The organism is Shewanella sp. ZOR0012 (genome assembly GCF_000798835.1).
GTDB classification, from domain to species: Bacteria; Pseudomonadota; Gammaproteobacteria; order Enterobacterales; family Shewanellaceae; genus Shewanella; species Shewanella xiamenensis.
The window spans coordinates 3,273,126-3,297,477 of record NZ_JTLE01000094.1 but is presented as its reverse complement, the minus strand read 5'-3'; the positions used below and the strand labels follow the sequence as shown (position 1 = coordinate 3,297,477).

Annotated in this window: 20 protein-coding genes and 1 riboswitch; of the genes, 3 read left to right on the top strand and 17 right to left on the bottom strand. The window is 45.5% G+C overall.

Annotated features, from left to right (window positions below):
• Nucleotides 1-85: 85 nt before the first annotated feature.
• Together L976_RS16060 and L976_RS16055 are read left to right on the top strand one after the other, a co-directional pair.
• The gene (locus L976_RS16060; RefSeq protein ID WP_047538338.1) at nucleotides 86-532 is read left to right on the top strand and encodes a hypothetical protein; all 447 of its coding nucleotides are present in this window, start codon (nucleotides 86-88) and stop codon (nucleotides 530-532) included.
• A gap of 492 nt (nucleotides 533-1,024) precedes the next feature.
• On the top strand, nucleotides 1,025-1,318 hold the full coding sequence (locus L976_RS16055; RefSeq protein ID WP_037428416.1) for a DUF3144 domain-containing protein: 294 nt from the start codon (nucleotides 1,025-1,027) through the stop codon (nucleotides 1,316-1,318).
• Between the two features lie 217 nt (nucleotides 1,319-1,535).
• On the opposite strand, the gene L976_RS16050 is transcribed toward L976_RS16055, so the two are convergent.
• The 17 genes from L976_RS16050 to L976_RS15970 form a co-directional block, all read right to left on the bottom strand.
• Nucleotides 1,536-1,874, bottom strand: coding sequence for a hypothetical protein (locus L976_RS16050; RefSeq protein ID WP_047540620.1), 339 nt, complete (start codon nucleotides 1,872-1,874; stop codon nucleotides 1,536-1,538).
• A 193-nt stretch (nucleotides 1,875-2,067) separates the two neighbouring features.
• Nucleotides 2,068-3,204: a glucosaminidase domain-containing protein gene (locus L976_RS16045; protein ID WP_231570507.1), complete on the bottom strand. Its 1,137-nt coding sequence runs from the start codon at nucleotides 3,202-3,204 to the stop codon at nucleotides 2,068-2,070.
• A gap of 427 nt (nucleotides 3,205-3,631) precedes the next feature.
• A complete protein-coding gene (locus L976_RS16040; protein WP_047538334.1) occupies nucleotides 3,632-4,714 on the bottom strand; it encodes an HD domain-containing phosphohydrolase in 1,083 nt (360 codons plus the stop codon).
• A 77-nt stretch (nucleotides 4,715-4,791) separates the two neighbouring features.
• Nucleotides 4,792-6,327 carry a methyl-accepting chemotaxis protein gene (locus L976_RS16035; protein WP_197062286.1) on the bottom strand — a complete coding sequence of 512 codons (1,536 nt, stop codon included), beginning with the start codon at nucleotides 6,325-6,327 and terminating at the stop codon, nucleotides 4,792-4,794.
• Nucleotides 6,328-6,737: 410 nt separating this feature from the next.
• Complete coding sequence (locus L976_RS16030; protein ID WP_037421608.1) at nucleotides 6,738-6,956, bottom strand: hypothetical protein; 219 nt, start codon at nucleotides 6,954-6,956, stop codon at nucleotides 6,738-6,740.
• 362 nt (nucleotides 6,957-7,318) lie between these two features.
• Nucleotides 7,319-8,821 carry a sensor domain-containing diguanylate cyclase gene (locus tag L976_RS16025; RefSeq protein ID WP_197062285.1) on the bottom strand — a complete coding sequence of 501 codons (1,503 nt, stop codon included), beginning with the start codon at nucleotides 8,819-8,821 and terminating at the stop codon, nucleotides 7,319-7,321.
• Between the two features lie 382 nt (nucleotides 8,822-9,203).
• On the bottom strand, nucleotides 9,204-9,587 hold the full coding sequence (locus L976_RS16020) for an MAPEG family protein (protein WP_037428426.1): 384 nt from the start codon (nucleotides 9,585-9,587) through the stop codon (nucleotides 9,204-9,206).
• A gap of 91 nt (nucleotides 9,588-9,678) precedes the next feature.
• Nucleotides 9,679-10,503 carry a cobalamin-binding protein gene (locus L976_RS16015; RefSeq protein WP_047538328.1) on the bottom strand — a complete coding sequence of 275 codons (825 nt, stop codon included), beginning with the start codon at nucleotides 10,501-10,503 and terminating at the stop codon, nucleotides 9,679-9,681.
• Between the two features lie 15 nt (nucleotides 10,504-10,518).
• The gene (locus L976_RS16010) at nucleotides 10,519-11,556 is read right to left on the bottom strand and encodes a DUF2235 domain-containing protein (RefSeq protein WP_047538323.1); all 1,038 of its coding nucleotides are present in this window, start codon (nucleotides 11,554-11,556) and stop codon (nucleotides 10,519-10,521) included.
• Nucleotides 11,557-11,703: 147 nt separating this feature from the next.
• The gene (gene cobO, locus L976_RS16005) at nucleotides 11,704-12,327 is read right to left on the bottom strand and encodes a cob(I)yrinic acid a,c-diamide adenosyltransferase (RefSeq protein ID WP_037428432.1); all 624 of its coding nucleotides are present in this window, start codon (nucleotides 12,325-12,327) and stop codon (nucleotides 11,704-11,706) included.
• A gap of 15 nt (nucleotides 12,328-12,342) precedes the next feature.
• Nucleotides 12,343-13,968 (bottom strand): cobyric acid synthase, encoded by a 1,626-nt coding sequence (locus L976_RS16000; protein ID WP_047540610.1) that lies wholly within the window; start codon nucleotides 13,966-13,968, stop codon nucleotides 12,343-12,345.
• Between the two features lie 113 nt (nucleotides 13,969-14,081).
• Nucleotides 14,082-14,681 (bottom strand): bifunctional adenosylcobinamide kinase/adenosylcobinamide-phosphate guanylyltransferase, encoded by a 600-nt coding sequence (gene cobU / locus L976_RS15995; protein ID WP_047538322.1) that lies wholly within the window; start codon nucleotides 14,679-14,681, stop codon nucleotides 14,082-14,084.
• Nucleotides 14,678-15,466 carry an adenosylcobinamide-GDP ribazoletransferase gene (locus L976_RS15990; protein ID WP_037414785.1) on the bottom strand — a complete coding sequence of 263 codons (789 nt, stop codon included), beginning with the start codon at nucleotides 15,464-15,466 and terminating at the stop codon, nucleotides 14,678-14,680. The genes cobU and L976_RS15990 overlap by 4 nt, the downstream gene beginning before the upstream one ends.
• Before the next feature lie 91 nt (nucleotides 15,467-15,557).
• The gene (gene cobT, locus L976_RS15985) at nucleotides 15,558-16,610 is read right to left on the bottom strand and encodes a nicotinate-nucleotide--dimethylbenzimidazole phosphoribosyltransferase (protein ID WP_047538319.1); all 1,053 of its coding nucleotides are present in this window, start codon (nucleotides 16,608-16,610) and stop codon (nucleotides 15,558-15,560) included.
• 126 nt (nucleotides 16,611-16,736) lie between these two features.
• Nucleotides 16,737-17,876, bottom strand: coding sequence for a FecCD family ABC transporter permease (locus L976_RS15980; protein WP_052184009.1), 1,140 nt, complete (start codon nucleotides 17,874-17,876; stop codon nucleotides 16,737-16,739).
• Nucleotides 17,873-18,760, bottom strand: a complete 888-nt coding sequence (locus tag L976_RS15975; protein ID WP_047538316.1) for an ABC transporter ATP-binding protein — start codon at nucleotides 18,758-18,760, stop codon at nucleotides 17,873-17,875. Before L976_RS15975 ends, L976_RS15980 begins: the two co-directional genes overlap by 4 nt.
• 124 nt (nucleotides 18,761-18,884) lie before the next feature.
• Nucleotides 18,885-19,073, bottom strand: a riboswitch (cobalamin riboswitch).
• Between the two features lie 175 nt (nucleotides 19,074-19,248).
• Nucleotides 19,249-19,971: a histidine phosphatase family protein gene (locus tag L976_RS15970; protein WP_047538314.1), complete on the bottom strand. Its 723-nt coding sequence runs from the start codon at nucleotides 19,969-19,971 to the stop codon at nucleotides 19,249-19,251.
• A 216-nt stretch (nucleotides 19,972-20,187) separates the two neighbouring features.
• Between L976_RS15970 and metH the strand changes: the two genes are divergently transcribed.
• Nucleotides 20,188-23,922: a methionine synthase gene (metH, locus tag L976_RS15965; RefSeq protein WP_047538311.1), complete on the top strand. Its 3,735-nt coding sequence runs from the start codon at nucleotides 20,188-20,190 to the stop codon at nucleotides 23,920-23,922.
• Nucleotides 23,923-24,352: the final 430 nt, after the last annotated feature.

Genomic DNA, 24,352 nt, shown 5'->3' with positions numbered 1-24,352 from the left:
AGTAGAAAATGGCTAAAGACCCACTACACTTAACCATCTAAATTCGCCATAAACAAGGCACACTTCAATAGCAACGAGGGAACACATGAACGCTAAAATCATCTTCACAGCCAGTATTGCACTATTGCTATCCGCAAATAGCCACGCCATTAACGATGAGTATCGCAAGTTACTTGAGCGTTCAGGCTGTACCCAAGTGTCTGAAATGCAAGGGTGCGATATCCACAAAACCAAAGAAGAAAATGCCAAAGCAATGGCTTCCCCCAAAGCCGCTGCTGAGGCCATCATTCCCAATGCCCAACAATGGATAGCAACAGCCAGCTCAGGAGCAACGGTTGCAAATATTCAAATCGATGATAAACATCAGGTTTCGGTTAACGGTAAACACGTAAAATCCAGTCAAAGTGGTGGAGCCATCAAATTCAAAGACGGTATGGTGGAATTCACCATTTATCCCGATGCCAGCTCGAATAAAGAGAGTATGTGGATTGATAACGATGCAGGATCAAAAGGCCCGATTACGGCCAAGTAACGCCTAGTAACAACCTACACTTGCCATCCTGCAAAAATAGGGGCTTACGCTTACAGCAGATAAAGTTCGCTAGCATACGCGATAAGCCCTTTAATACCATGGTCGTTTTGAAAGTATCGAATGGGCTCATTCAAGCGAGACAACCTTTACAGCCAACAGAAGACATTTCATATCCCTGAACCTCAAAACGCCCTTTACAGCATGAATCAATCACGGGCTTCTAACATTGGTCTATGATGCTTACACAAGCCCGTTAACCCTATTAGGATTAACTTTACTAGAATGGTTAACCTACCAATGTTTATCAGAAAAGTGTTACACCTATCCCAGATTTACTTTCGACAACTCATTTTAACGTGAAATCAACGGATTCTGTGAGATGGATGACTGTCCCTTGGCCGCAAAATGCCTTAGGGTTAGTAGCAATTGCCAAAAGGGTAAAGCCAAGCGCCCTTTTTCTTTAACCATTTTGCCTAACAACAGGAATTGCTGATGTCTGATAACCAAAATGCCTTTTACGCCCGCGCCACTGAGTTGATTAAGCTCGCTAACCAGCAAAACCAAAACACTGAAATCCAAACCGGTGAAGTCAGTGCTTCCTTTATGTGGGCCCTCGCCCGCTACAACGCTTGGTTTGGCTCCACCAGCTTTGAAAACAAAGAGCAAATGCAGGCCAAAAAACAAGAAATGATGGACTACTACATGGAGCGTTATAAAGAAATGCTCGACGCCAATCTCGAGGACTATATCGAAAACTTCGACCACTACCGTGCAACACAAAAGTAATCGTTTACGCAACGCCCGATAGCCTAAGGTTATCAGGGCGTCTGATTTTTAGCTTAAGTGGTGATGACTCTCATTCCTCAACACTTAACTACATCGTTATCCAATATTGATTAATTCTCGTCACGACAAGCCAGTATTTGCGATCAAATGCCTGCCTTAAGCACTAACATCTTGCTGTCAGTTGAATACTTAACAGAAATATTAACATAGGCTCTTTTTAGCTACTCATGTTGGTTTTAATCCATAAATAAGCAACATAAATAACCACCGAAGTATATCCAGCCGATATCACTAGATTACATTTCCAAAGAGTTAACCAGAAAGATCCTCTGAAATAAGTACGCTTTCTGACCTCATGATTAAACAATGCAATTGAAGAAAATATCAACATCAGTGCGGAGCATCCCAGCATAGGTAACAACAGAAACATGATACCCAAACCTGCCGCTCCTAAAGATGCGTTAGATGTTTCATTACCAATGGGGGCGAGCATCATAAAGCCCAAAGCTATCCCTGCTATTGTAAGTATCAATCCCAAAAGTTGGAGTGTTCTCATCATCGTCCTTAAGATTAAATCCGCACATACTAGGACTATGTATGCAAAGAGCGCCAACAACATCCTATCTACGCTCTCTTTGACAATACCTAATTTATATCGTCGTCTCTACGATTGTTAAATCTACAAAATGGCGCTTGTAACAGTGTGTAAGCGGAGCAACTAAACCCAATCTCACTTTAAACATGAATTATTAGTGGGTTCTTGTGAGCAAATGCAACGGCATATCATCATCTAAATAGGCCTCATCTGCCAGATAGAGCTTATTAGTACGGATCATCTTCTGGATCATCTCAACATAGGCGTAGCCGCGCTCTGAATATCGATCCAAGGTACCAGCAAGTGCAACACCCGTAATTGTTTGATTGGCTTGCCTTGATTTGGCACGAAGCTGACGCATTTTGTGGTAAGCACTATGGGTATTTAAATTCAATAAGTATCCTTCAACGGAGGCTAAGGGAGTCTTAAATCGCGCCAGCCCGTACTGCCCCATCCCCTGGCGCTTTTGCTTAGGCTCCATACCATTACCATTAAAATCCCACTGACCAAACAAGGCATTCCCCTCAAGAGTAAAGCGCGATGTCCCCCAACCACTTTCCTTTGCCGCCTGGGCCAATACTAGAGATGGAGGCAAAATATCTACCCGTTCAAGCAGGGTTTGCCTGTGGGACGGTGATAACGACGGTATTGGATTACTGATAACTTTGTACTTAACCGCTAAAGCGACCAAGCCAGTGTCGTTGAGGGGCGCAGAGATTACCTGTTGCCGTTCTTGTAACACTTTTTCATTCGCTAATAATACTAAGGGGGTCATCAATCTAAAAAACACCATCTTCTTTTGCTTCACAGGCAATTGCTCTGATACCGACCGCCATCCTTTACCTACGGCATCAAAGGTTAATCTCGGAACCGATTTATTCCCCCCATGGAAATTTTCAGCAGTGTAATTAAGGGATTCAAAAAAGAGCATCAAATCATCAATGGAGTGGATACTTACAGTGACAGGTTGAAGTTCAGCCTGCTGCACAGACCGTTGCTCACGCTCTGGTTGAAATATAATGCCGCCAATACGATGTTCACCTTGAGTATCTTGATTATTCACTTGGGTATAGGAAGGCTGAATTAAGGCTGATAATCCCATAATAGGTGGTTTTGTTGACTGACAATTTGCAAGCGGATAGCAAGTCTTTTCAGTTGTAAACGCCGTAGACAAGAGCTGATTAAACACCAATTTGTTGTCGGTCATTTCTGCTGCGGCGAATAGAGGTGAAGGCATAGACATTAGGAATAGCATAAGCATTACTAAGGGCAGTTTACAGTTTATCAACATGGAATCTCTCTGGAGAAAAACAATCGCAGTCCAACTAGCCAAAACACAGGGCGCGAAAGATAACAATAAAATCCTGACAATTTGCTTAATAGCTATGTTTGTAATACTGACTTGACTACGGAAATATCGCATGTGTCGAGCAGTTGAGGCGGCTTTTGATAAAATGACCCGCGGGCATGCCATGTTCGTTCAGTAAATTCCATCGTAAAAATGGGAACATGTAGAGATGCAAACGCGATAGACCATCGGTTTCACTACATAAGTCATCTTAGCGATCAGAAGACTGGTTGAAATGGTTAAGAACCAAGACTAAAGAAAACCAAAGATTTGAGCTTGCACATATAAAAATACTTCGCACGACTTATTATTTTTAATAAATCGAAAATAGTATGGTTACATTGAAAGGCACCAATAAATAATGACCATTTTATAGATCGACATATTGATTATGAATTGTAAGAAATTCAGGCTTATTATTGAGCACAGCCATGACACACTTAGGATCAAACTGTTGACCCGCATTATCCTCAAGATAAGCAAATGAATCCTCAAATGACCATGCCTCTTTGTATGGTCGTTTGCTTGTTAAAGCATCCAGAACATCAGCAACAGTGACTATTCTTGCTTCTAACGGAATATCCTCTCCTTTTAATCCCTCAGGGTATCCCTTACCATCGAAACGTTCATGATGGTAGTTGATAATATTCTTTAACATCTCCGTATGGTGTATCCCATTGAGACTAAACTCATTAATCATCAAATTAATCATCTCTCGACCTTTAATAGTATGAGTTTTCATCACCTCAAATTCTTCAGTGGTTAATTTCTCTGGCTTCAATAGTATTGCATCTGGCACGGCGATTTTACCTATATCATGTAACTCAGAAAATAGATAAATAAACTCAACTTCCTCATCACTTAATCCTAACTCTTTTGCGACTGTCTTAGCGATGATGCGCGAATATGAAGACATTCGATGTAAATGATTTGCCGTTTCTTCATCACGATAACGACCAAAGGCTCTGGCAGTAATAAGTGCCCCATTAAATGTCTGAATAGAAAGAAATTCAACTGCAATGATACCTGCAAGGATTTGTGCATATGCGGAAAGTTCAGCACGTATTGCATCATCAAAATAACTACTCTCTTTAGAGTTACAAAATAAAAAACCAACAAAACGATCATTAAAATACAATGGTTCGGTATAACTAGATTCGTAGCCCGCCTCAAGCACTTTTCGACTATGTTCAGAACTATATATAAGTTGAGTACATAAATTATCTAATACCCTAGCTTGGCGGCTTTCCACTATATGTTGGAGAGAAGGTGTTTCGCTCAATTTTGCCTCATATAAACTCAACGGTGGCTTACCATCTGTACTATGCACAAAGGTTTTAATTTTATCTGTATGTTGATCATATATAGCAATTGCGATTCTAGTTAATTTGTCAAAATTTTTACGGAGTCGTGCATGAACATAATGCACACGTTCATTTATTGTCCTATCCATGATTCACTCCGCAATTAAATCTCAACAATTACAATACAAACATATTCGTTAGCGATAAAAACAACTGTTTATTATCGCTAACCAAAGGTTTGACTTAAGTTTTTAAGTTGATTTGCTCTATTCAATAAATTTTTACTCGTCGCACTAACGCCTTCAACTTTCATACTATTGTCATGGGATATTGATGAAATAAGATTAATATTTCTATTAATATCTTCAATCACGGCTTGTTGCTCAGTTGCAGCTGAAGATATTTGGCTGGAAAAAGCGGATACTTTATCTATTTCAACCGTAATATGATTTAAATATTCCGCTCCAATTCGAGTGCTAGAAAGGCAAGTATTCGTTCTACCAACATTCAAATGCATCAACTCTTTCCATTCATTCAGTGTACGCTGAATATGCCCTATACTTGTTTGAATTTGCTCTGTCGCTTTATGAGTACGAGTAGATAGATTACGAACTTCATCGGCAACAACTGCAAATCCTCGCCCCTGCTCACCGGCGCGAGCCGCTTCAATTGCAGCATTGAGTGCTAACAAATTCGTTTGATTAGCAATCCCTTGTATTTCAGACATGATAGTGTCTATTCGTTCTGACTCACTGGACAACGCTACCGCAGAATCAAAAGCTTGTTCAGCTTGGGTCGCTAATGAGGCAACTTCAGTTTCAACATTTTTAAGTTGCTGACTGGTCACCTGACAATGACGACGGGCTTCTTCAATCTGTAGATTACTCGCTTGGATATTACGATTAATTTCTTCTGCTGCGGATGCCATTTCAGTCACCGCAGTAGCAACTTGTTGGATCTGTAGATCTTGGGAGGTGATATCATTGCTCGTGGTAGACATAGACGTACTAATCTGATCCGCAATAGATTTCAATGAATGGGTTGCGTCATCAACTCTTCCTAAAACAGTCCGAATTCGCGCCTGCCCAAGTTTGATATGAAAATCTGCAATACTGTGGGGGGCGTCACCAGAAAAAATCAGCCGGCTAATGCTATCGTAGTCATTCTCTAATCGCTGCAAGTATCTAGGCGTTAAAAATAACTGCTGTCGATTTAAGGCAATGATAGCAAGTAAGGGCAAGATCACTAAGAGTGATTGAGGAAAGGTTAGCCACCAAATACTACAGACAATGGCTATGGATAATAAAAGAAAACTGACTAGATGATTTGATAGTAACTTATTGCCCCAAAATATATTTTTCTTGTTTTCAAGCGCTCTTAACTCCTTATACATCACACTAGCACGCGCTTTATGTTCAGGCGTAGGGCAACAACGGACTGATTGATAACCTGAGATCCGGCCATCCTCATAGATGGGGGTAACATAGGCATCGACCCAATAATAACTACCATCTTTACAACGGTTTTTAACCATGCCACGCCAAGGCTTGCCTTGCTTTAAATGTTTCCATAAATCGGCAAAGGCAGCTTTCGGCATATCTGGATGTCTAACTAAATTATGATGCTGACCAATCATTTCATCGAGTTGGTATCCAGCCACTTGGCAAAAGCCGGGGTTAGCGTAGGTAATTACGCCATTAAGATCGGTTGTGGAAACGAGCTGTAGATCTTCAGAAAATTTGACTTCACTATCTTTAGTCACTACATCCTTGTGTACCATGATCACAATCCCTGATTTACGGTTGGATTAGTGTAAAAGTATAGTAAGGTTTTCCTTAATTGCACTTTTATGAAACAGCACTACTAGGGCGTGCGAGGTTTCAGGGTTATTTTGCAGCATTTGACTGACACTTATACAAAGCAAAGTCCGTGCGATGTCATGACTCAATCTAAACAGGCGATAACATAGCAGACACGCCAACACGTCCTAAATCCCCAAAGCCCGCAGCATATAGAATGCATTCAAAGCAAACAAATTTCTCATCTGTCGTTTATGCAAGCACCTAAAATCAAAGAGGGGCAAACAATCCTATTTGCCCCTCTGATGCAGTGACACTGTGGCGAATCAGTTGCTTACTTATGCGCAGCAAGAACAAACTTGATACATCGCCATTATTGAGTACATGTTTTTGTCGTTTGGCAATCAACCTGCTGCTTAAGTTGCTGTGCATATTGCTCCGCTGCTGCTTTTGCCTTTCGGGCTTCCACTTTTTGCTGCACATCTTCAGCTAATGCCTTATCAAAGGTCTCCATGCCAAAATAGTCGGCAACATCCAAATAAATAAACCAAGCGCCAGCGGCAACGAGGCCATAGGTTAGTAGACGTAACATGGTATTTAAACCTCAATAATTGTATCGACATCTGCAATATAACTGAGGTTTTATCTAAAGAAAACTGTCAATTTAATGACCAAAAAATGTCAAATAAATACCATTAATCAATGAGATACAAAAACACAAAAACCTTAAATTACAGAGTTTTAGCAGTTTAAGATTAAAGTTTGCGTTAAACTGTCAAAATTCACGATTTACCATGGAAAAAGATCGATTATTTGACATGTTTTTATAAAGTGACAATAAATCATAATCTCCTTAACTAACGTCAGGAAATCGACGATAAAATCATCAAACCCTATTTTTGGCATAAAAAGCTAAACCCGGCGATAGCCAATTAGGTTAACTTCAAATTCTGTTTAGCCTAAGTGCCAGCAATCCCTCCCAGCAGCTTTACTGCGATATAATGCCGCATCAGCGCTCTCAAATAATTTTTGGGGCAACTTTGGGCCAATGGCAATACCTATGCTTAAAGTTACCCGACACTGTTTCTCCCGCCATTGTTGCAGACGGATAGTATCTAATAACCGATTAAGATTGTTCACTAATTCAGCTTTATCTTCCAAAGGGAATAAACAGGCAAACTCATCGCCACCAAATCGATACACTTGTCCACGAGTGAAAGTCACCGCCAAAATATCTGCGACACGTCGCAGCACAGAATCTCCAAACTGATGACCAAACTGATCATTTATCTGTTTAAAAAAATCGACATCAATCAGGACTAACACATGGGGCGGCTGATGCATTCCAAATTGATTAAGATCTTCATCAAATGCACGACGATTGCCTATATTCGTTAAGGGATCAAGCCTAAGTTTTAAATGTTGCGTTGCTAGTTTATTTTTAATTTTTCGCAGGCTTTTATCCACGAACCAAGATGAATTCACTAATTTATCTTCAGATAACACGCCATTTAACTGTTCAACTTCTAACTCAATTAATTTAAGTTCTTGTCTAAAAACTTTCATTAGTGACCTAGTTCCCATAGCGGCAACAATAAAAAATGCAGCAATAGGAAGTAATAGTAAAACAAGCTGTTCCACAAGTGCCTTTTGGAACCTAACTGCTGGCACATAAATACCTACTTCCCAATCAGCATAGGCTAAAGGTTTCACTAGCAATATGCCATTCAGTAAACCACTAACACAAACTAAAGATTGATTTGCAGAAACAGTATCGAACTGTAATAGCTCACCATTCACTACTGACAACATTTCTTGGCTTTGACGATCACGAATAAAAACTGAAATATTTAAATTGGTCGACATTCGCTCCAACACTTTATCCAAGGTATCAAGAGACATATCAACCAGCATAACACCAATAGGTAATCCACTGTCAGACAATACTTTTTGCCCAAGACTTAGTACTTTTTGATGGCTATTAAATTCCTCATAGGGACCGATCCAAACTGGGGCATTTGATTCAGATTTAAGAATATGAAACCAAGGTCGCGTCTCAGGATTAAAATCAGCGCTTTTTTCCCAATGAGGGTAGCTATCAATATGTCCATTTAAGGCATTATAAAAATAAATATAATGCTCTTCTTCCATTTTAATTTTATGCCCTACAGCCCAAACGGGATTAAATACAGACTCACCTGCAAGAATAGCATTCTGATCAAGCATAGAAATTAAGACTGAATGTTGCTTTTCATTTTCTTTAACTAGCTCATAGATATAGGTACTTTCAAGTACATTCAGTATTTCCTCATACCCCACCATTCTTAATCGAACATGGTTTTGATAATTTAACACTGCTATTAATAATGTAATAATCACAATCGCAATGCTGGCAAATAGAAATGCTTTAGTAAGTAAGTGATGTTGTTTTAGATGAGGTAATAAGGATGATGGCATCGTGTATCTAGATAAAGTAATTTGTACGAATACTAGGGGGATCATCCTCTCACTTCATTGATAGTTATCAAATTTGAAGATAAAAAACGTTAACATTTAAAGCTTTTAAACGCCGAAGCTTACAAAAAGAAAATAGTTTTATGAAATTGTTTAAACCACAAGAAACTGAAACAAAAATAACATGTTTTCAACCACAAAAATCAGCATGGATTTACATATTATCGACAAACGGTTGAGGCAGTTCATAATTCTTTGGCTGCCATACCAGCGTTTTTTATAAAACGATTAATTGATGCTGATTCGATAAAAAAATACTCAAATGCGACTCAAGATCACAACAACATTCCTAAGGTAAGCTCCACCCTCAAAGGGTTTACTCGGCTTAAAAAGCTTGAAAAAAGATCCCAAAGGCACTGAAAATCGCCACAAACCAAGAGAGGGATCGTAAGGTGCCTTTATTCAATAGATATAAAATCTGATACGCAAAGCGCGCCACAATATGCACAATGGCTAACCATTCGGCTGTAGGTGTCACCTTGCCGGTTGCGATTACAGTCAGCACCGCCAAGCCAAATATCAGCAGTGATTCAAACGCATTTTGATGCCCCGCTAACGCCCGAGCACCAAATCCAGTTAACTGCGCCTGCTGGCTGCGAGGATGATGGTTATCATAACCACCCGCTTTAGCCATCGCCCAGGCCACAGGACCTTTGGCTAAGTACGGCAATAACATGGCGACAAACAAACAAGTCAGTAGTGTATTCATAGGATTCCCTTATTGCTTAGAACAATAAATGCATATCAAACAGTGCGTTGTAGTGCTTATAACAGTGAATTTACTAGCAAAAGGCGATTGATTAACGTGCCTTATCTAAGGCATCGCAAACGGCCTTTACACCAAGTAAAGCTCTAGGCGTCGCGCGGTGTAATAAATCGGCATTTAATTGATAAATATGCTGGTTTTTAACGGCGGGGATTTCGGTCCATTTACGCCAATCAATCCCTTTAACATTGCCTTCTTCTTCGCTTTGTAAAATCACCTCGGGCAAGGTCAGTAGCACATTCTCAAGACTCACCTGCGGATAATCACTCGCCGCATCATAAAAGACATTTTGCCCATGGCACACGCCAATAATCTGCTGGATCCAACTGTTTTTCGCAACCGTCATTAAGGGCGTCGACCACAACTGATAAAACACTTTAGGCTCAGATTTAGCGGCGTTTTCATTGCGAAGGCGAAGCAGCTCGCGGCGATAATCCGTTGCCACTTGATTAGCCTGCTCTGAATGCCCCGTTAATTGACCTAACTCTTCAATTTCTTTGGCAACATCTTCAAGCGTTTGTGGGGAACTGCTGTACAGTTTAAAACCTAAGCTTTTGAGTTGGTTGATATCCTCGGCTTTATTGCCCGTATCCCACACCACTATCAGATCGGGATTAAGCTCTAATACGCGCTCAATCTGAATACCATAATAACCACCAATACTAGGGATTTTTTTCGCCGCTTCGGGATAATCCGCATAATCTGTGGCGGCCACAATCGCCTCTCCCGCACCAATGGCATAAAGCATTTCAACCGCGTGGGGAGACAACGCAATAATACGTTTTGCTGGCTCTGCCATAGTAGATATAGGTAACAGGGCAAGACTGACACCTAGGATAATAATGCGTCGAATTAACATGAAATTCCTTATGATTTAATCGATTAACTTTTCTGGCCAGCCATATTTTTCAAGGTAAGTCTGCAAGTTTTTAGGACGATACTGAGGATCTTGATCCCAACGCACTTTGACCGAATGATGCAACAATACCGGCGCAACATTCGGGTCAAGCGGCCGCAAATACGGCTGCTTAATCCGATAAAAACTACGGCGTGAATCGTGCAGCGTCGCCAAGGGATTAGGGCGTAAACTGGCCATTAAATGTGGCTCGAGACTTAAATTAAACCGCTCAGCCTCAGCGATCATCCACTCAAGGGCATTATCCGACAATAAAGAGCCATCTTTATCCGGCTGATAACTGCCGCCAATATTGCTATGGGCGCCAGCAAACCACACTTGCTGCATATCCATATTGTCGCGTAATTGCCAGATAGTGGGCTCAAAGTCGCTGCGATGCTCGTCTATCGCCAAGGCATGGCGGGCAACCCGCACATTGCGACCAATTTTAGTGTCGTAAAACTCATCTTTATCTTCAAATAAGCCGAGGAAGGAAATCGGGATCCCCATAGCGCCCACCGTATCCCACACCCCAACAAACTTAATCTCCCGTGATTCATGGCTGTGCTTTTGTCTAAACTCAACGGATTTATCGCCGCTTGGAGCAAAGGGCGCGCTGCTTTTTTTATAGTGGTCAAAGGCTTGTTGGATAAGCCTCGCATCGGGGCGCTTAAGAATACCGCAGTTATTGATAAGGCCACACAGGCAACGCACTGTGTATGCGCCTCGGCTAAAGCCAAAGAGATAAATCTCATCGCCAGGGGAGTAGTTCTGCACGATATAACGGTAACCATCCATGATATTTTTATGCAGCCCACGCCCTGTCGCGCCGCCAATCACTTCATCGTAATAGGAGCCCACACCCCAATCGTAAAACACCTGCTGGGGTTTTCCATCGGCCGCCATCGGGCTAATGGCCCGCGCCAGACGTAGCACATTGGTGGGAAAATCCACCTTAAGGTCTTTCTCGGGTCGATTCCAAGTACCGTCAGCACAAATCACAATACGTTTATTCATCGCATCATCCTTGAGTTATCCATGCCCACAAAAGCGCTCAATAGAACGCTAACGGATTTTATCTCGGAACAACAGCCTTAATTAGTGTTGAAGCACTGCTTACGGCGTTTGCTCACTCACCAAACTCACTAAGATTATTCACTCTGCTTAATAATCAAATCCAGGCTGTGCTTTTATTCCGGCCTCAAAGGCATGTTTAATGGGTTGAACCTCGCTCACGGTATCAGCAAGCTCAATAATCGCGCGGTGGCAGGCGCGGCCAGTGATAATCACATGCTGCATAGATGGACGGTTTTTAAGTGCAGTCAAAACCCGTTCGACATCAAGATAGTGATAACTGACCATATAGGTCAGCTCATCGAGCATCACGCAATCAATGCTCTCGTCTTGCAGTAAAGCTTCGGCGGCTTCCCAAGCGACAAGAGCGGCTGCGGTATCCTTTTCTTTATCTTGGGTTTCCCAAGTAAAGCCGGTGCCCATCACATGAAAACTAACGCCTGCACCTTCAAGCAGATTACGCTCGCCGCATTCCCAAGTGCCCTTGATAAATTGCACTACGGCGGCTTTTTTGCCATGGCCAACGGCGCGGGCAACCGTGCCAAAACCTGAGGTCGACTTACCTTTGCCATTGCCCGTTAGAACTAACAAAATGCCTTTTTCATCCTGAGCGGCGGCAATTTTTGCATCGACTCCCGCTTTGAGTTTTTGTTGGCGCGCCTTGTGGCGTTCAGCCTTTAATTGTTCTTGGTTATTATCGTTTGCTGTTGTCATGGTTTGGTATTCATCCTACGGCTTAACTGATGCGGTTAAGATTGCCTGTAATTGTGGTAAATCTAGATGCTCGGCTAGTACATCAGCCAAACGATTCAACTGTTGTTCGCGAATTTCATTGATATCAATTGCTTGTGCGTCTTCTAATCCCGCCCAGCGCAGAATTAACTGGCACGCCTCAGGGATGTCGAATAGCCCGTGTAAATAAGTGCCTAATACTTGCCCGTCCTCACTTAAGCAGCCGTCAGCAAAAGACTTTTCCGCCTGTTCATCGTAAGTTAGCTCATTGTTCAAGCGTAATGGTACGCCCTTGGCGGCATCACTGGAGGTGAGATAGTGGGACTCACCGCAGTGGATCTCATAACCTTTGACCGCCACAGTCTGCCCTAACAATCTCAACTCACCTGCGACGCTACGTAACTGCTTTTCGGCTTTAAATTCGGTGGTTATGGGTAAATAACCCAACCCTTGGCTAGTCCCGAGCACATCTTCTATCCCTAACGGATCGGCAATGCGCTCACCCAGCATTTGATAACCACCGCAAATTCCCAGCACTTTACCGCCGTAGCGCAAATGCTTAGCAATTTGCTTATCCCAGCCTTGCTCACGTAAAAAAGCCAAATCGGCTCGCACATTTTTACTGCCGGGTAAAATCAGCAGATCGGCGACAATATCTTGTGTCTGAGCAGAGGCTTGGGTTTGTAGTGACACATAATCAAAATCGATATTGGGATGCAGCCTCAGCGGATCTACATCCGTGTGATTACTGGTGCGTGGATACACTAGCACTCGCACCTTAAAACGACTCTTTGCCTGCTTAGTTGGCGAATCAGTGAGCGCATCCTCGGCGTCTAAGTGCAAATCATGCAAATAGGGCAGCACGCCTAATACTGGCTTTTGCGTATACGCCTCAAGCCAATCAATACCAGGCTGCAACAGGCTGATATCGCCGCGAAAGCGATTGATCACAAAACCCTTTACCCGCGCCTGTTCTGACTCGGATAACAGCGCCAAGGTCCCGACCAAATGGGCAAACACCCCGCCTTTGTCGATATCGGCAATAATGATCACTGGGCAGTCAACTGCCTCGGCAAAGCCCATATTGGCAATATCCCCTGCACGCAGGTTGATTTCAGCAGGGCTCCCCGCCCCTTCAACCACAATGGTGTGATATTGCTGACCTAGGCGTTCAAAGGAGTCCAACACGGCATTAAAGGCCATGGCTTTATAATCTTTCGATTTTTCACCAAAAAAAGCCGAGGCTTCGAGTGTCGTTAACGCTTTACCCTGGACAATAATTTGGGCGCCCGTATCTGAACTGGGTTTGAGTAAAATCGGATTAAAATCAGTATGTGGCGCTAAATAACAGGCCGCGGCTTGCAGCGCCTGTGCGCGGCCAATCTCGCCACCATCAACAGTCACAGCACTATTAAGCGCCATATTCTGTGGTTTAAAAGGCGCGACGTTGACACCCTGACGGACTAGCAATCGGCAAATTCCCGCCACCAACGTACTTTTACCCGCATCTGAGGTGGTGCCCTGCACCATTAATACTTTGGCGCCTTGGGACGGTGTTTGAGGCAAACTAGCGGTTGACGTTTGATTGGTTGCCGTGGGATCTGCAACGTTATGTGAATGCATGGGCAAGGACATCACTCAATACAGAAAATAAGATAAAAGGCGCTTCTTTTTATACGAACTAAACGCGAAAGCGGCTCAAAATAACATTCACAACTTGATTTAAATGCACCAGCTCATTTAAGCGTCAGTGGTAAACCCGCCACCACTAAGGTCACATTATCCGCAACCGCAGCAACATCTTGGTTTAACCAGCCAGCTTCATCCACAAATTGGCGACTCAGTTCCCCCAAGGGCACAATGCCTGAGCCTACTTCATTACTGATTAAAATCACCACACCTTCAAGTGTATTTAACGCACTGACAAAATCCGTTTTTGCCTGTCGCCAGTGGGCTAACACATCGTGTTGAGATGATGTCGCAACCGCTAGAGCAAAATCTGATTCGGTCGAAGCTGGCTCAGCCTGTGGGTGGACAGCAAGTAATTGATTGGTTAACCAAAGCGTTAAGCAATCCACCATAATCACCCGCCCCGGCTTAGCTAAATGCTTAAGCTTGGCGGTTAATGCCAAGGGTTCTTCAATCAACTGCCAGTCGATATCGTCCTGGGCACGACCATCTTGATGCAAACGGATCCGACTGACCATTTCAGCATCGAGTGCCTGCGCGGTTGCGACGTAGCAGGCATCGAATCCTAAAGCCGTATACTGGCGTACTAAGGTTTCACCGTAACGGCTCTTACCGCTACGAGCGCCGCCCAGCACTAAATGGATCACAGAATGCTACCTACAACGAGCAGCACGAAGTAACACACAATTTCACAAATTTGCTGCGCAGCGCCTAAGGTATCGCCTGTATAGCCGCCAATTTGACGTCTAAAGATCACCACGATCAAACGGCGCAATCCGATCATAATCAACAACAGCGACAGTGCAGCAATCCCCTTTAACACCAACAGCACTAACACACCACTGGCGATCAAAATAAACAGTTCATTAATGCCTTGGTGCTGCGCTAACGGCTTAGATTTACTGGACTCATCATCGCGCACATATTTTTCGGTGAAAATAAGGCTCGCGGCCACGACTCGACTCACAGTATGGGCGACAATCATCGCTGAACCTGCAACCACAGGGTCATAAAGCGCTAATTCAACCAATAATTGCCATTTAAGCATCAAGACAATAATCAAGGCCAAAGCACCATAACTACCAAGGCGCGAATCCTTCATAATGCGCAGCTTGTCTTCGGCCGTCCAACCGCCACCAAACCCATCGAAGGTATCGGCTAACCCATCTTCGTGGAAACCGCCCGTTAACAGCACGCCCGTTAACATCGACAGCAATACCGACACCCCAGCGGGTAACCAATTTTGAGTCAGCCAAAAAACGATGGCGCTTAACAGTCCCACCAGTAAACCCACTAAGCCAAAGTAACGACTGGCTTTATTGAGTTTATCGGCATCGACTTCGACCCATTTGGGCATAGGAATACGGGTAAAATAGCCCATGGCCACAAAAAATAAATCTATCTCTTTGTGCCAGCTTTCGCGTTCTGACATAAAGCATCCTTAGTGAATACACACTTGCTGCAGGGTTTAAAGTTAAAACGATTGGCTAAACGTTATTATTTTAAATAAGTTAGCAGGCACATCATACAACAGCCTCAATCCCTGCATCACTAAAACTCGCCATTTGATTGTAAAAATTTACTGCGGCTTGAATTAACGGCAATGCTAAGGCTGCACCCGTACCTTCACCTAATCTAAGCCCCAAAGATAACAAGGGTTTAGCTTGCAAATATTCCAACATACGTTGATGGCCTTGCTCCTCGGAGCAATGGGCGAAAATCAGATAATCCCGTACATTAGCATTGATCGTCACCGCCACTAATGCGGCGGCTGTCGCAATAAAACCATCCACAACCACCAACATCTTGCGCTCAGCAGCAGCCAGCATGGCACCTGTCATTTGCACAATTTCAAACCCGCCAAGACAAGCAAGCACCTGTTTTGGCCCACTAAGCGCACTTTGATGCGATAGCAACGCCAGCTCTACCAAGGTTAACTTACGCGCTAAAGTGTCGCTATTAATGCCTGTACCGCGCCCCACACATTCAGCCACATCTAGCTGCATAATCGCCGCCATAATTGCCGCGGCAGAGGACGTGTTGCCAATCCCCATTTCACCAAACGCAACCAGATTACAGCCCGCTTGATGGTGACGCTCAATAAGCTCCCGCGCCATATCAAAGCCCTTATCCACACTCGTTAAAGGCATGGCGGGTTCCAAATGAATAGCAGCAGTACCCGCGCCAAGACGTTGATCGATAATCCCTTCTAGCCCCTCAACGGGTGTCAAAATACCGCAATCGATCACTTCAAGCGTAAAACCTAATTGGCGACAAAACACATTAATGGCCGCGCCACCGTGGGCAAAGTTTTGCACCATTTGGTGGGTGACTTCACTTGGAGCAATCGAAACCCCTTCAGCGGCAATGCCGTGATCCCCTGCAAACACCAACATGGTCGGTTTGACTATCTGTAATTGTTGCGGCCCTTGAATGCGAGCAATTTGTAATGCTAAGGATTCGAGTTGCCCCAAGGCTCCTGGCGGCTTGGTTTTAAGATCGATTTTTTGTTGAATAACCTGATCCTGCGCTTTACTCACAGGCTCGATTTGAAATGACAGGCTTGATTGAGACATTCACACTCCAATGACTAATTCGATTTCAATAACTCGTTCGATAACAACTACGACGCATACAGCGGCTATTTTCCATACGCACTTAGTACTAAATTAGCTAATCCTCTGCGAAAAACGCGAGTTCGATTAGTTGCGCCGACGCAAAATCAGCAAAAAGAAAAAACTACCTATCGAGGCGGTGATAATCCCAACGGGCAGTTCTTGATTACCCAGTAAACATCTCGCGAGCACATCAATCCACACCATAAACAAGCCGCCCACTAACGCGGTGAGCAAAATTGGCTGACGCCCGGGAAATAACAAGCGCACCGTATGGGGGATCATTAATCCAACAAAACCTATGCCACCACAGGTCGCCACTAAAACGGCGGTAATTAGTGAGCAGAGCAATAACATATTGAGGCGTAATTTAGGTACATTCACCCCTAAGGTGTGGGCCGTTTCATCCCCCGCCTGCAGGGCCATAATCTGCCGCTTCCAACCGAGGATGATAAAAAAACTCACCAATACAACGATGGATGGCAAAATTAAGAGCGGCCAACTGGCCTTAGCAAAACTGCCCAAACTCCAAAAAAGCACTGATGCCGTGGCCTGCGGGCTGGCAAAATACAACAGTAAGCTGGTTAATGCGCCAAACATAAACGATGTTGCCACCCCAGAGAGCAGCATGCGCTCAACTTGGCTGTTGAGCCCAAGCCCTGACAAGGCGAGAACAATAAGAACGGATAAACTGGCACCAATAAAAGCGCCGAAAGGCAAACTAAACCACAGGAGCCCAGCAAACATTCCTGAGCCACTAAAAATCCCCGAATTGGCAATAACGCCAGCATTACCGAATAGACCAGAGCCAGTAAACAAGGTCAGCATCACCACAGCGCCAAAGGAGGCACCTGAACTGATGCCAAATAAATAAGGGTCAGCAAGCGGATTGCGCGTTACGGTTTGCAGCACACTGCCCGCTAAAGACAGCCCCGCCCCCGCCACAAACGCGAGCAATATCCGTGGCAACCTTAATTCCATCACAATCCGCTCCGTCATCGAGGCGGCAGTTGACGCATCGTCGTTGGCGAAAAATTGATTGAATAATTTAATAAACACATGCAGCACATCTAAAAAGCTGATATTTGCCGCGCCAAAACTGGCGGCCGCAATCGGGGTCAGCAGAGCAAAACCCACCAAGCCAAGAATCAGCCATTGCTGGCGGGTTAATGGCGTTAAAATATGGGTTAAAAGATTCATCATTATCAGCTTAAACGTGTGAATCATGGCGTGTTTATCTCCCCGTTGATGTTATGGGGAGCGGATACAACCACATCATCCGTCGGTGATTTTTGATAACCATAAAAGTAATTAATTAAAGGATTGGCATGTTGTGGATGGGGCATCACTTGAGCGCAAACACCAAAAACTTGGGCAATGCGCTCCTCTGTTAATACCTCACTCGGCGTGCCCATGGCGCTCACTTGCCCCTTATCCAGTAGCAGCAAACTATCACACAGGGCACTTGCTAAATTCAGATCATGAATAGAGGCAATGACACTAATGCCAAGGCTTCGAACCAACTCCAAAATTTGTATTTGATAGCGCACATCGAGGTGGTTTGTGGGTTCATCTAAAATCAGTAACTGAGGTTGTTGCACGATAGCGCGGGCAATCAGTGCCCGTTGTTTCTCGCCACCGGAGAGCCGCTCATATTGCTGATAGCGCTTATGGCTAAGACCTACCTTTTCAAGCGCCTTGATAATTTTTTCACTATCACCGCTGGAATTAGTATCGAACATCCCTTTGTGGGGCGTGAGCCCCATAGCAACGAGTTGCTCTGTGGTCATATCAAAATAGTGCGGCGTATCCTGCTGCACCACAGCTACTTTGCAGGCAAATGCCTTGGGCGAAAGCTCGTTAATGTCCTGCGAAAACAAACTGATTTGCCCCAGAGTTGGGCGAATAAAACGATATATACAACGCAGTAAACTGGATTTACCCGCACCGTTAGGGCCGATTAATCCCAGCATTTCACCGCGTTGTAGGGCAAAGTTAATCCCTGAAAGAATGGTTTTGCCTTCGATGGTCCAACTCAATTGGCTGACATTGAGTGCCACATTAGCTAGCACCACCGAAGATTGCACATCTGTTGACGTGGAAGGCTTCATTAAAAGCTGCTCCCACAGGCATATTTTGTACCCAAACCCAGTAGCACCATGGGCCACAGGGCGAAACGTATCAATATCATTTTCTGCTCCCTCGAGTCACCCGCTCGAGAACTAAGGCTGCACGCAGCGAAAACAGAAATAGGCAGGTCTCCTGACTTGTAGCAAAGAAGGTTCTAGGTTCTAGATTCTAGGCACTTCTTTTAACTACTCACAGTTGCGGGTACAGTTCGGGCTGGCTGACGGGCAGCACCCCGATTCCCTATTATGTTTGGGTTGATCCGGCGTTTATAACGACTATTGCCTTAAGCGAATAGCGCAGGATAAAGCGAAATTCCCAACACCTATTTCTGCGACATTTAAACTTAGCGAACACAATGCGCTATCTGGCTCAAACGTCAGGGAAAAGCATTATCCTATATCTTGCTCATTAGGCAATGCAGTTTAAATCAGAAAATGTTCATCATCCCATTTAGCATAAGATTTCAAACTCAATCAGCATGGCTCGATGGCCAGTCTAAGCGCCAGTATCGAGTCCCATGTTTATCTTCGAGTACATTAATCGTCACCACCGCGGCAACCGGTAAAGTCAGTTGACTGTAAAACCCTACCGTTCTCACCGCCCCCAATCCTCTTGCCATTAAATGACGGATCACCCCGCCGTGGGTCAAAACCCAGATATTGGCTGTGGGTGCATCGGCATTACACTCGCCGTGGGCCTGTTCATCATCCAACGCCAGCAGGGCAAACTCTTTATTGAGGATCTGCTCTATTGCGCCATCGATACGAGCCTCAAAACTTGCCATCGTTTCACCATTGGGCGGCGACACGGTCCAAGGATCTTGCCAATAGGCCGCCATGCGCTCACCATCCTGTTGATATAACTCATCGAGCAAGCGACCATCCCAATCGCCAAAATCCATTTCCTGTAGATCCTCCAGCAGGTTGACCTCAAGCGGCGAAGGCGTTGGTGCAGCTAAATGTGAACTCCCAGACAAGCTGGAATGCGGCTCCAGCGCCAACACCTTGGCAAATTCAGCGCAGCGCCTTGAGGTAGAGCTGTAAATACCGTGGCACTCTCTGGCCTGCAAAGTGACTGCCGCTGACATCTGCCGCCAGCCCTTCTCGCTCAGTGGAACATCGACTCTGCCACGTAAAATCGCCCCGCCTTCGCATTCCCCGTGGCGTAACAGTAATAAGCGAACTTGTTTCATATATGCCTTTTAAAAATCTTAGGATCTAGATTCTAGATTCTAGATTCTCGCTCCTAATGACTTTCACCTTGCCCTGACAATCCGATGTCGCGTATTATGGACGTCTATACGTATAAATGTCCAAATCATAACGAACGACATTCAATAATAAAATGCAATTTACCGCAGAATTGCATATTTTTGGACTCAACTTAGCTGTAGTAAAGGTAATCATTTATGGCGATATCTCTCCATCGAGCCAGCCAAACACTGGCAGACATTCGCAACCAGTTGTCAAAGCGCATTCTGATTTTAGACGGCGCCATGGGCACTATGATCCAAGGCTACAAGCTAGAAGAAGCCGATTACCGTGGCGAGCGTTTCAAGGATTGGCATACCGACGTTAAGGGCAATAACGATCTCTTAGTGCTCACACAGCCACACATCATCAAACAAATTCACACCGACTACCTATTAGCCGGTGCCGATATTATTGAAACCAACACTTTCAACGCCACCACTATCGCCATGGCCGACTACGATATGCAGTCGCTGTCCGCCGAAATTAACCGTGAAGGTGCGCGCCTCGCCCGTGAGGCCTGTGATGAAATCGAAAAAGCCACGGGTAAACCACGTTATGTCGCCGGTGTGTTAGGACCCACTAACCGTACCTGCTCTATCAGCCCCGATGTTAACGATCCCGGATATCGTAATATCCACTTTGATGAGTTAGTGACCGCTTACTGCGAATCGACCCGCGCCCTGATTGAAGGCGGCGCCGATATCATTATGGTCGAGACCATCTTCGATACCTTAAACGCTAAGGCCGCCTTATTTGCCATCGAAACCGTGTTCGATGAACTCTTTGGCGCTAACTCGCCAGCACGTTTGCCAGTGATGATCTCCGGCACTATTACCGATGCCTCGGGTCGAACCCTTACCGGACAAACCACCGAAGCCTTTTATAACTCCCTTCGCCATATCAAGCCGTTATCTATCGGCCTTAACTGCGCCCTTGGGCCAAAAGAGCTGCGTCCCTACGTTGAAGAACTGTCACGCATCGCCGAATGTTATGTCTCGGCGCACCCTAACGCGGGTCTACCAAACGAGTTTGGCGGTTACGATGAAACCCCAAAAGACATGGCCAGCGTTATCCAAGAATGGGCCAGTGAAGGCATGCTCAACATTATCGGCGGCTGCTGTGGTAGCACGCCCGAGCATATTAAGGTCATTCGTGAAGCGGTGGAACCGTTTGCGCCACGGGTATTACCCGAGATCCCCGTCGCCTGCCGTTTAGCAGGTTTGGAACCGCTCACTATCGACGCCCAAACCCTGTTTGTGAACGTGGGTGAACGTACCAACGTCACTGGCTCGGCTAAGTTCTTAAAGCTGATCAAAGAAGGCAAGTTCGAGCAGGCGCTCGATGTCGCCCGTGAACAGGTAGAAAGCGGCGCGCAGATCATCGACATCAACATGGACGAAGGCATGCTCGATGGCGTGGAGGTGATGCATAAGTTCTTAAATCTTATCGCCTCTGAGCCAGATATCAGCCGAGTGCCGATTATGATCGACTCCTCTAAGTGGGAAGTGATTGAAGCGGGCCTCAAATGTATTCAAGGCAAGGGTATTGTTAACTCTATCTCCCTCAAAGAAGGCGAAGATAAGTTTATCGAGCAGGCAACCCTCGTTAAACGCTACGGCGCAGCGGCCATTATTATGGCGTTCGACGAGCAAGGCCAAGCCGATACTAAAGCACGCAAAGTCGAAATCTGTACCCGCGCCTACCGCGTGCTGGTCGATAAGGTCGGCTTTCCGCCCGAAGACATTATCTTCGACCCGAATATCTTCGCGATTGCCACGGGTATCGATGAGCACGATAACTATGCTGTCGATTTTATTGAAGCCATTAAAGAGATTAAGGCCACCCTGCCCCACGCGATGATTTCGGGCGGGGTGTCGAACGTGTCGTTCTCCTTCCGCGGTAACAATCCAGTGCGTGAGGCGATTCACGCGGTATTCCTGTACCACGCGATTAAAGTCGGCATGGATATGGGGATTGTCAACGCGGGCCAGTTAGCGATTTACGATGATATCGACCCAGAGCTTAAAGTACGGGTCGAGAACGTGGTGCTCAACCTGCCTTGCCCGGTTGAAGGCTCGAGTAATACAGAGCAATTGCTTGAGATTGCTGAAAAATTCCGTGGCGATGGCTCAAGTGCCGCTAAAAAAGAAGATTTAGAGTGGCGCTCATGGCCAGTTAATCAACGTTTAGCCCATGCGCTGGTCAAAGGCATCACCGAATTTATCGACGAAGATACTGAAGCCGCTCGCCAACTCGCCTCCCGTCCGCTGGATGTGATCGAAGGCCCGCTGATGGACGGTATGAATATCGTTGGCGACCTGTTTGGCTCGGGTAAAATGTTCCTGCCACAGGTGGTCAAATCCGCGCGGGTGATGAAAAAGGCCGTGGCCTACCTCAATCCCTTTATTGAAAAGGAAAAAGTCGCAGGTCAGTCGAACGGTAAGATTTTGATGGTGACCGTAAAAGGCGATGTGCACGATATCGGCAAAAATATTGTTGGCGTGGTGCTCGCCTGTAATGGCTTTGAAGTGTTCGATTTGGGCGTGATGGTGTCGGTAGAGCGCATTCTTGAGGCGGTGAAAGAACACAATATCGATATTATCGGCATGTCGGGGCTTATCACCCCAAGCCTTGATGAAATGGTGCATAACGTCAAAACCTTCCACCGTGAAGGGCTCACCATTCCAGCGATTATCGGCGGCGCAACCTGCTCGAAAATCCATACTGCGGTGAAGATTGCGCCCCATTATCCCCATGGCGCGATTTACATTGCCGACGCCTCCCGCGCCGTGCCCATGGTCAGCAAGCTTGTCAGCAATGAAACTCGCCAAGCGACTATCGATGAAACCTACGCCGAATATGACGATATGCGCACCAAGCGTTTATCCCAAACCAAGCGTAAGGAAATCGTCTCGCTAGAGGCCGCCCGCGAAAACCGCTGCCAGCACGATTGGGCAAACTACACCCCATTCAAACCCAAGGTGCTCGGTCGCCAAGTATTTGATGATTATCCATTAACCGACTTAGTAGACCGTATCGACTGGACGCCCTTCTTCCGCGCGTGGGAGCTGCACGGCCATTACCCTGAAATCTTAACCGATAAAGTAGTCGGCGTTGAGGCGCAGAAGCTGTTCGCCGATGGTCAGGCGATGCTTACAAAAATCATCGAAGAAAAATGGCTCACCGCCAAGGGCGTGATTGGGCTGTTTCCCGCCAATACTGTCAACTTCGATGATATTGAGCTGTACACTGATGAGACTCGCACCGAAGTAGAAATGACTACCCATCACCTGCGGATGCAGCTTGAGCGGGTGGGTAACGATAACTTCTGTCTCGCCGACTTTGTGGCGCCCAAAGACAGCGGCGTTGCCGACTATATGGGCGGATTTGCGGTCACCGCAGGCCATGGGATTGATGAGCATGTGGCCCGCTTTGAGGCGAACCACGATGACTACAACGCCATTATGCTCAAGTGTTTAGCCGACCGTTTAGCCGAAGCCTTTGCCGAGCGGATGCACGAGCGCGTACGTAAAGAGTTTTGGGGTTATGCCGCCGATGAGCAGCTCGATAACGAGGCGTTAATTCGTGAGAAATACAAGGGCATTCGCCCTGCACCGGGTTACCCCGCTTGCCCGGATCACACCGAAAAAGGCCTGCTGTGGGAACTATTAAAGCCGAATGAAACCATCGACTTAAATATTACCGAAAGCTACGCCATGTTCCCCACCGCCGCAGTATCGGGCTGGTATTTTGCCCACCCGAAATCCCGCTACTTTGGCGTGAGTAATATTGGTCGCGATCAGGTGGAGGATTACGCTAAGCGTAAGGGGATGACAGTCGCAGAGACGGAGAAGTGGCTAGCGCCAGTGCTTGACTATGACCCTGAATAGGGAGTGATCCAGAGTAAGCTGGATCGGCCTTGCGCTAACGCGGTTTGAAAAGCTGATTCAAACTTCGTTTGAATTTTAAATCAAAGTCGTGGAATTCCATTCCACACCAGGGCAAGAAGGGGATCAACAGCAATCCCCCTCTTGCATCTCCCCTTGCCGCCCCTAGCGAAGTTACATGCATTAGAGACTAGCCTTGGTCTTATGGATAAATTGCTATCGCTTCCGATGGTACATCCTGTACCCCGAAAGCTAGCTGGTCATCCATGACCAGACTCACGCAATTTATTCCAACGCCCCGCGGCAACTTCGCAGGGGATAGGTGAACTTCTGCTGCTTTTGTGTTGCTCGCTAGCCATGCAAAGTATGCCGAGTAATGTTTACTACCAATTTTAGAAATTTAGCAATGGATTTCCAATTAAACCTTAAAGCA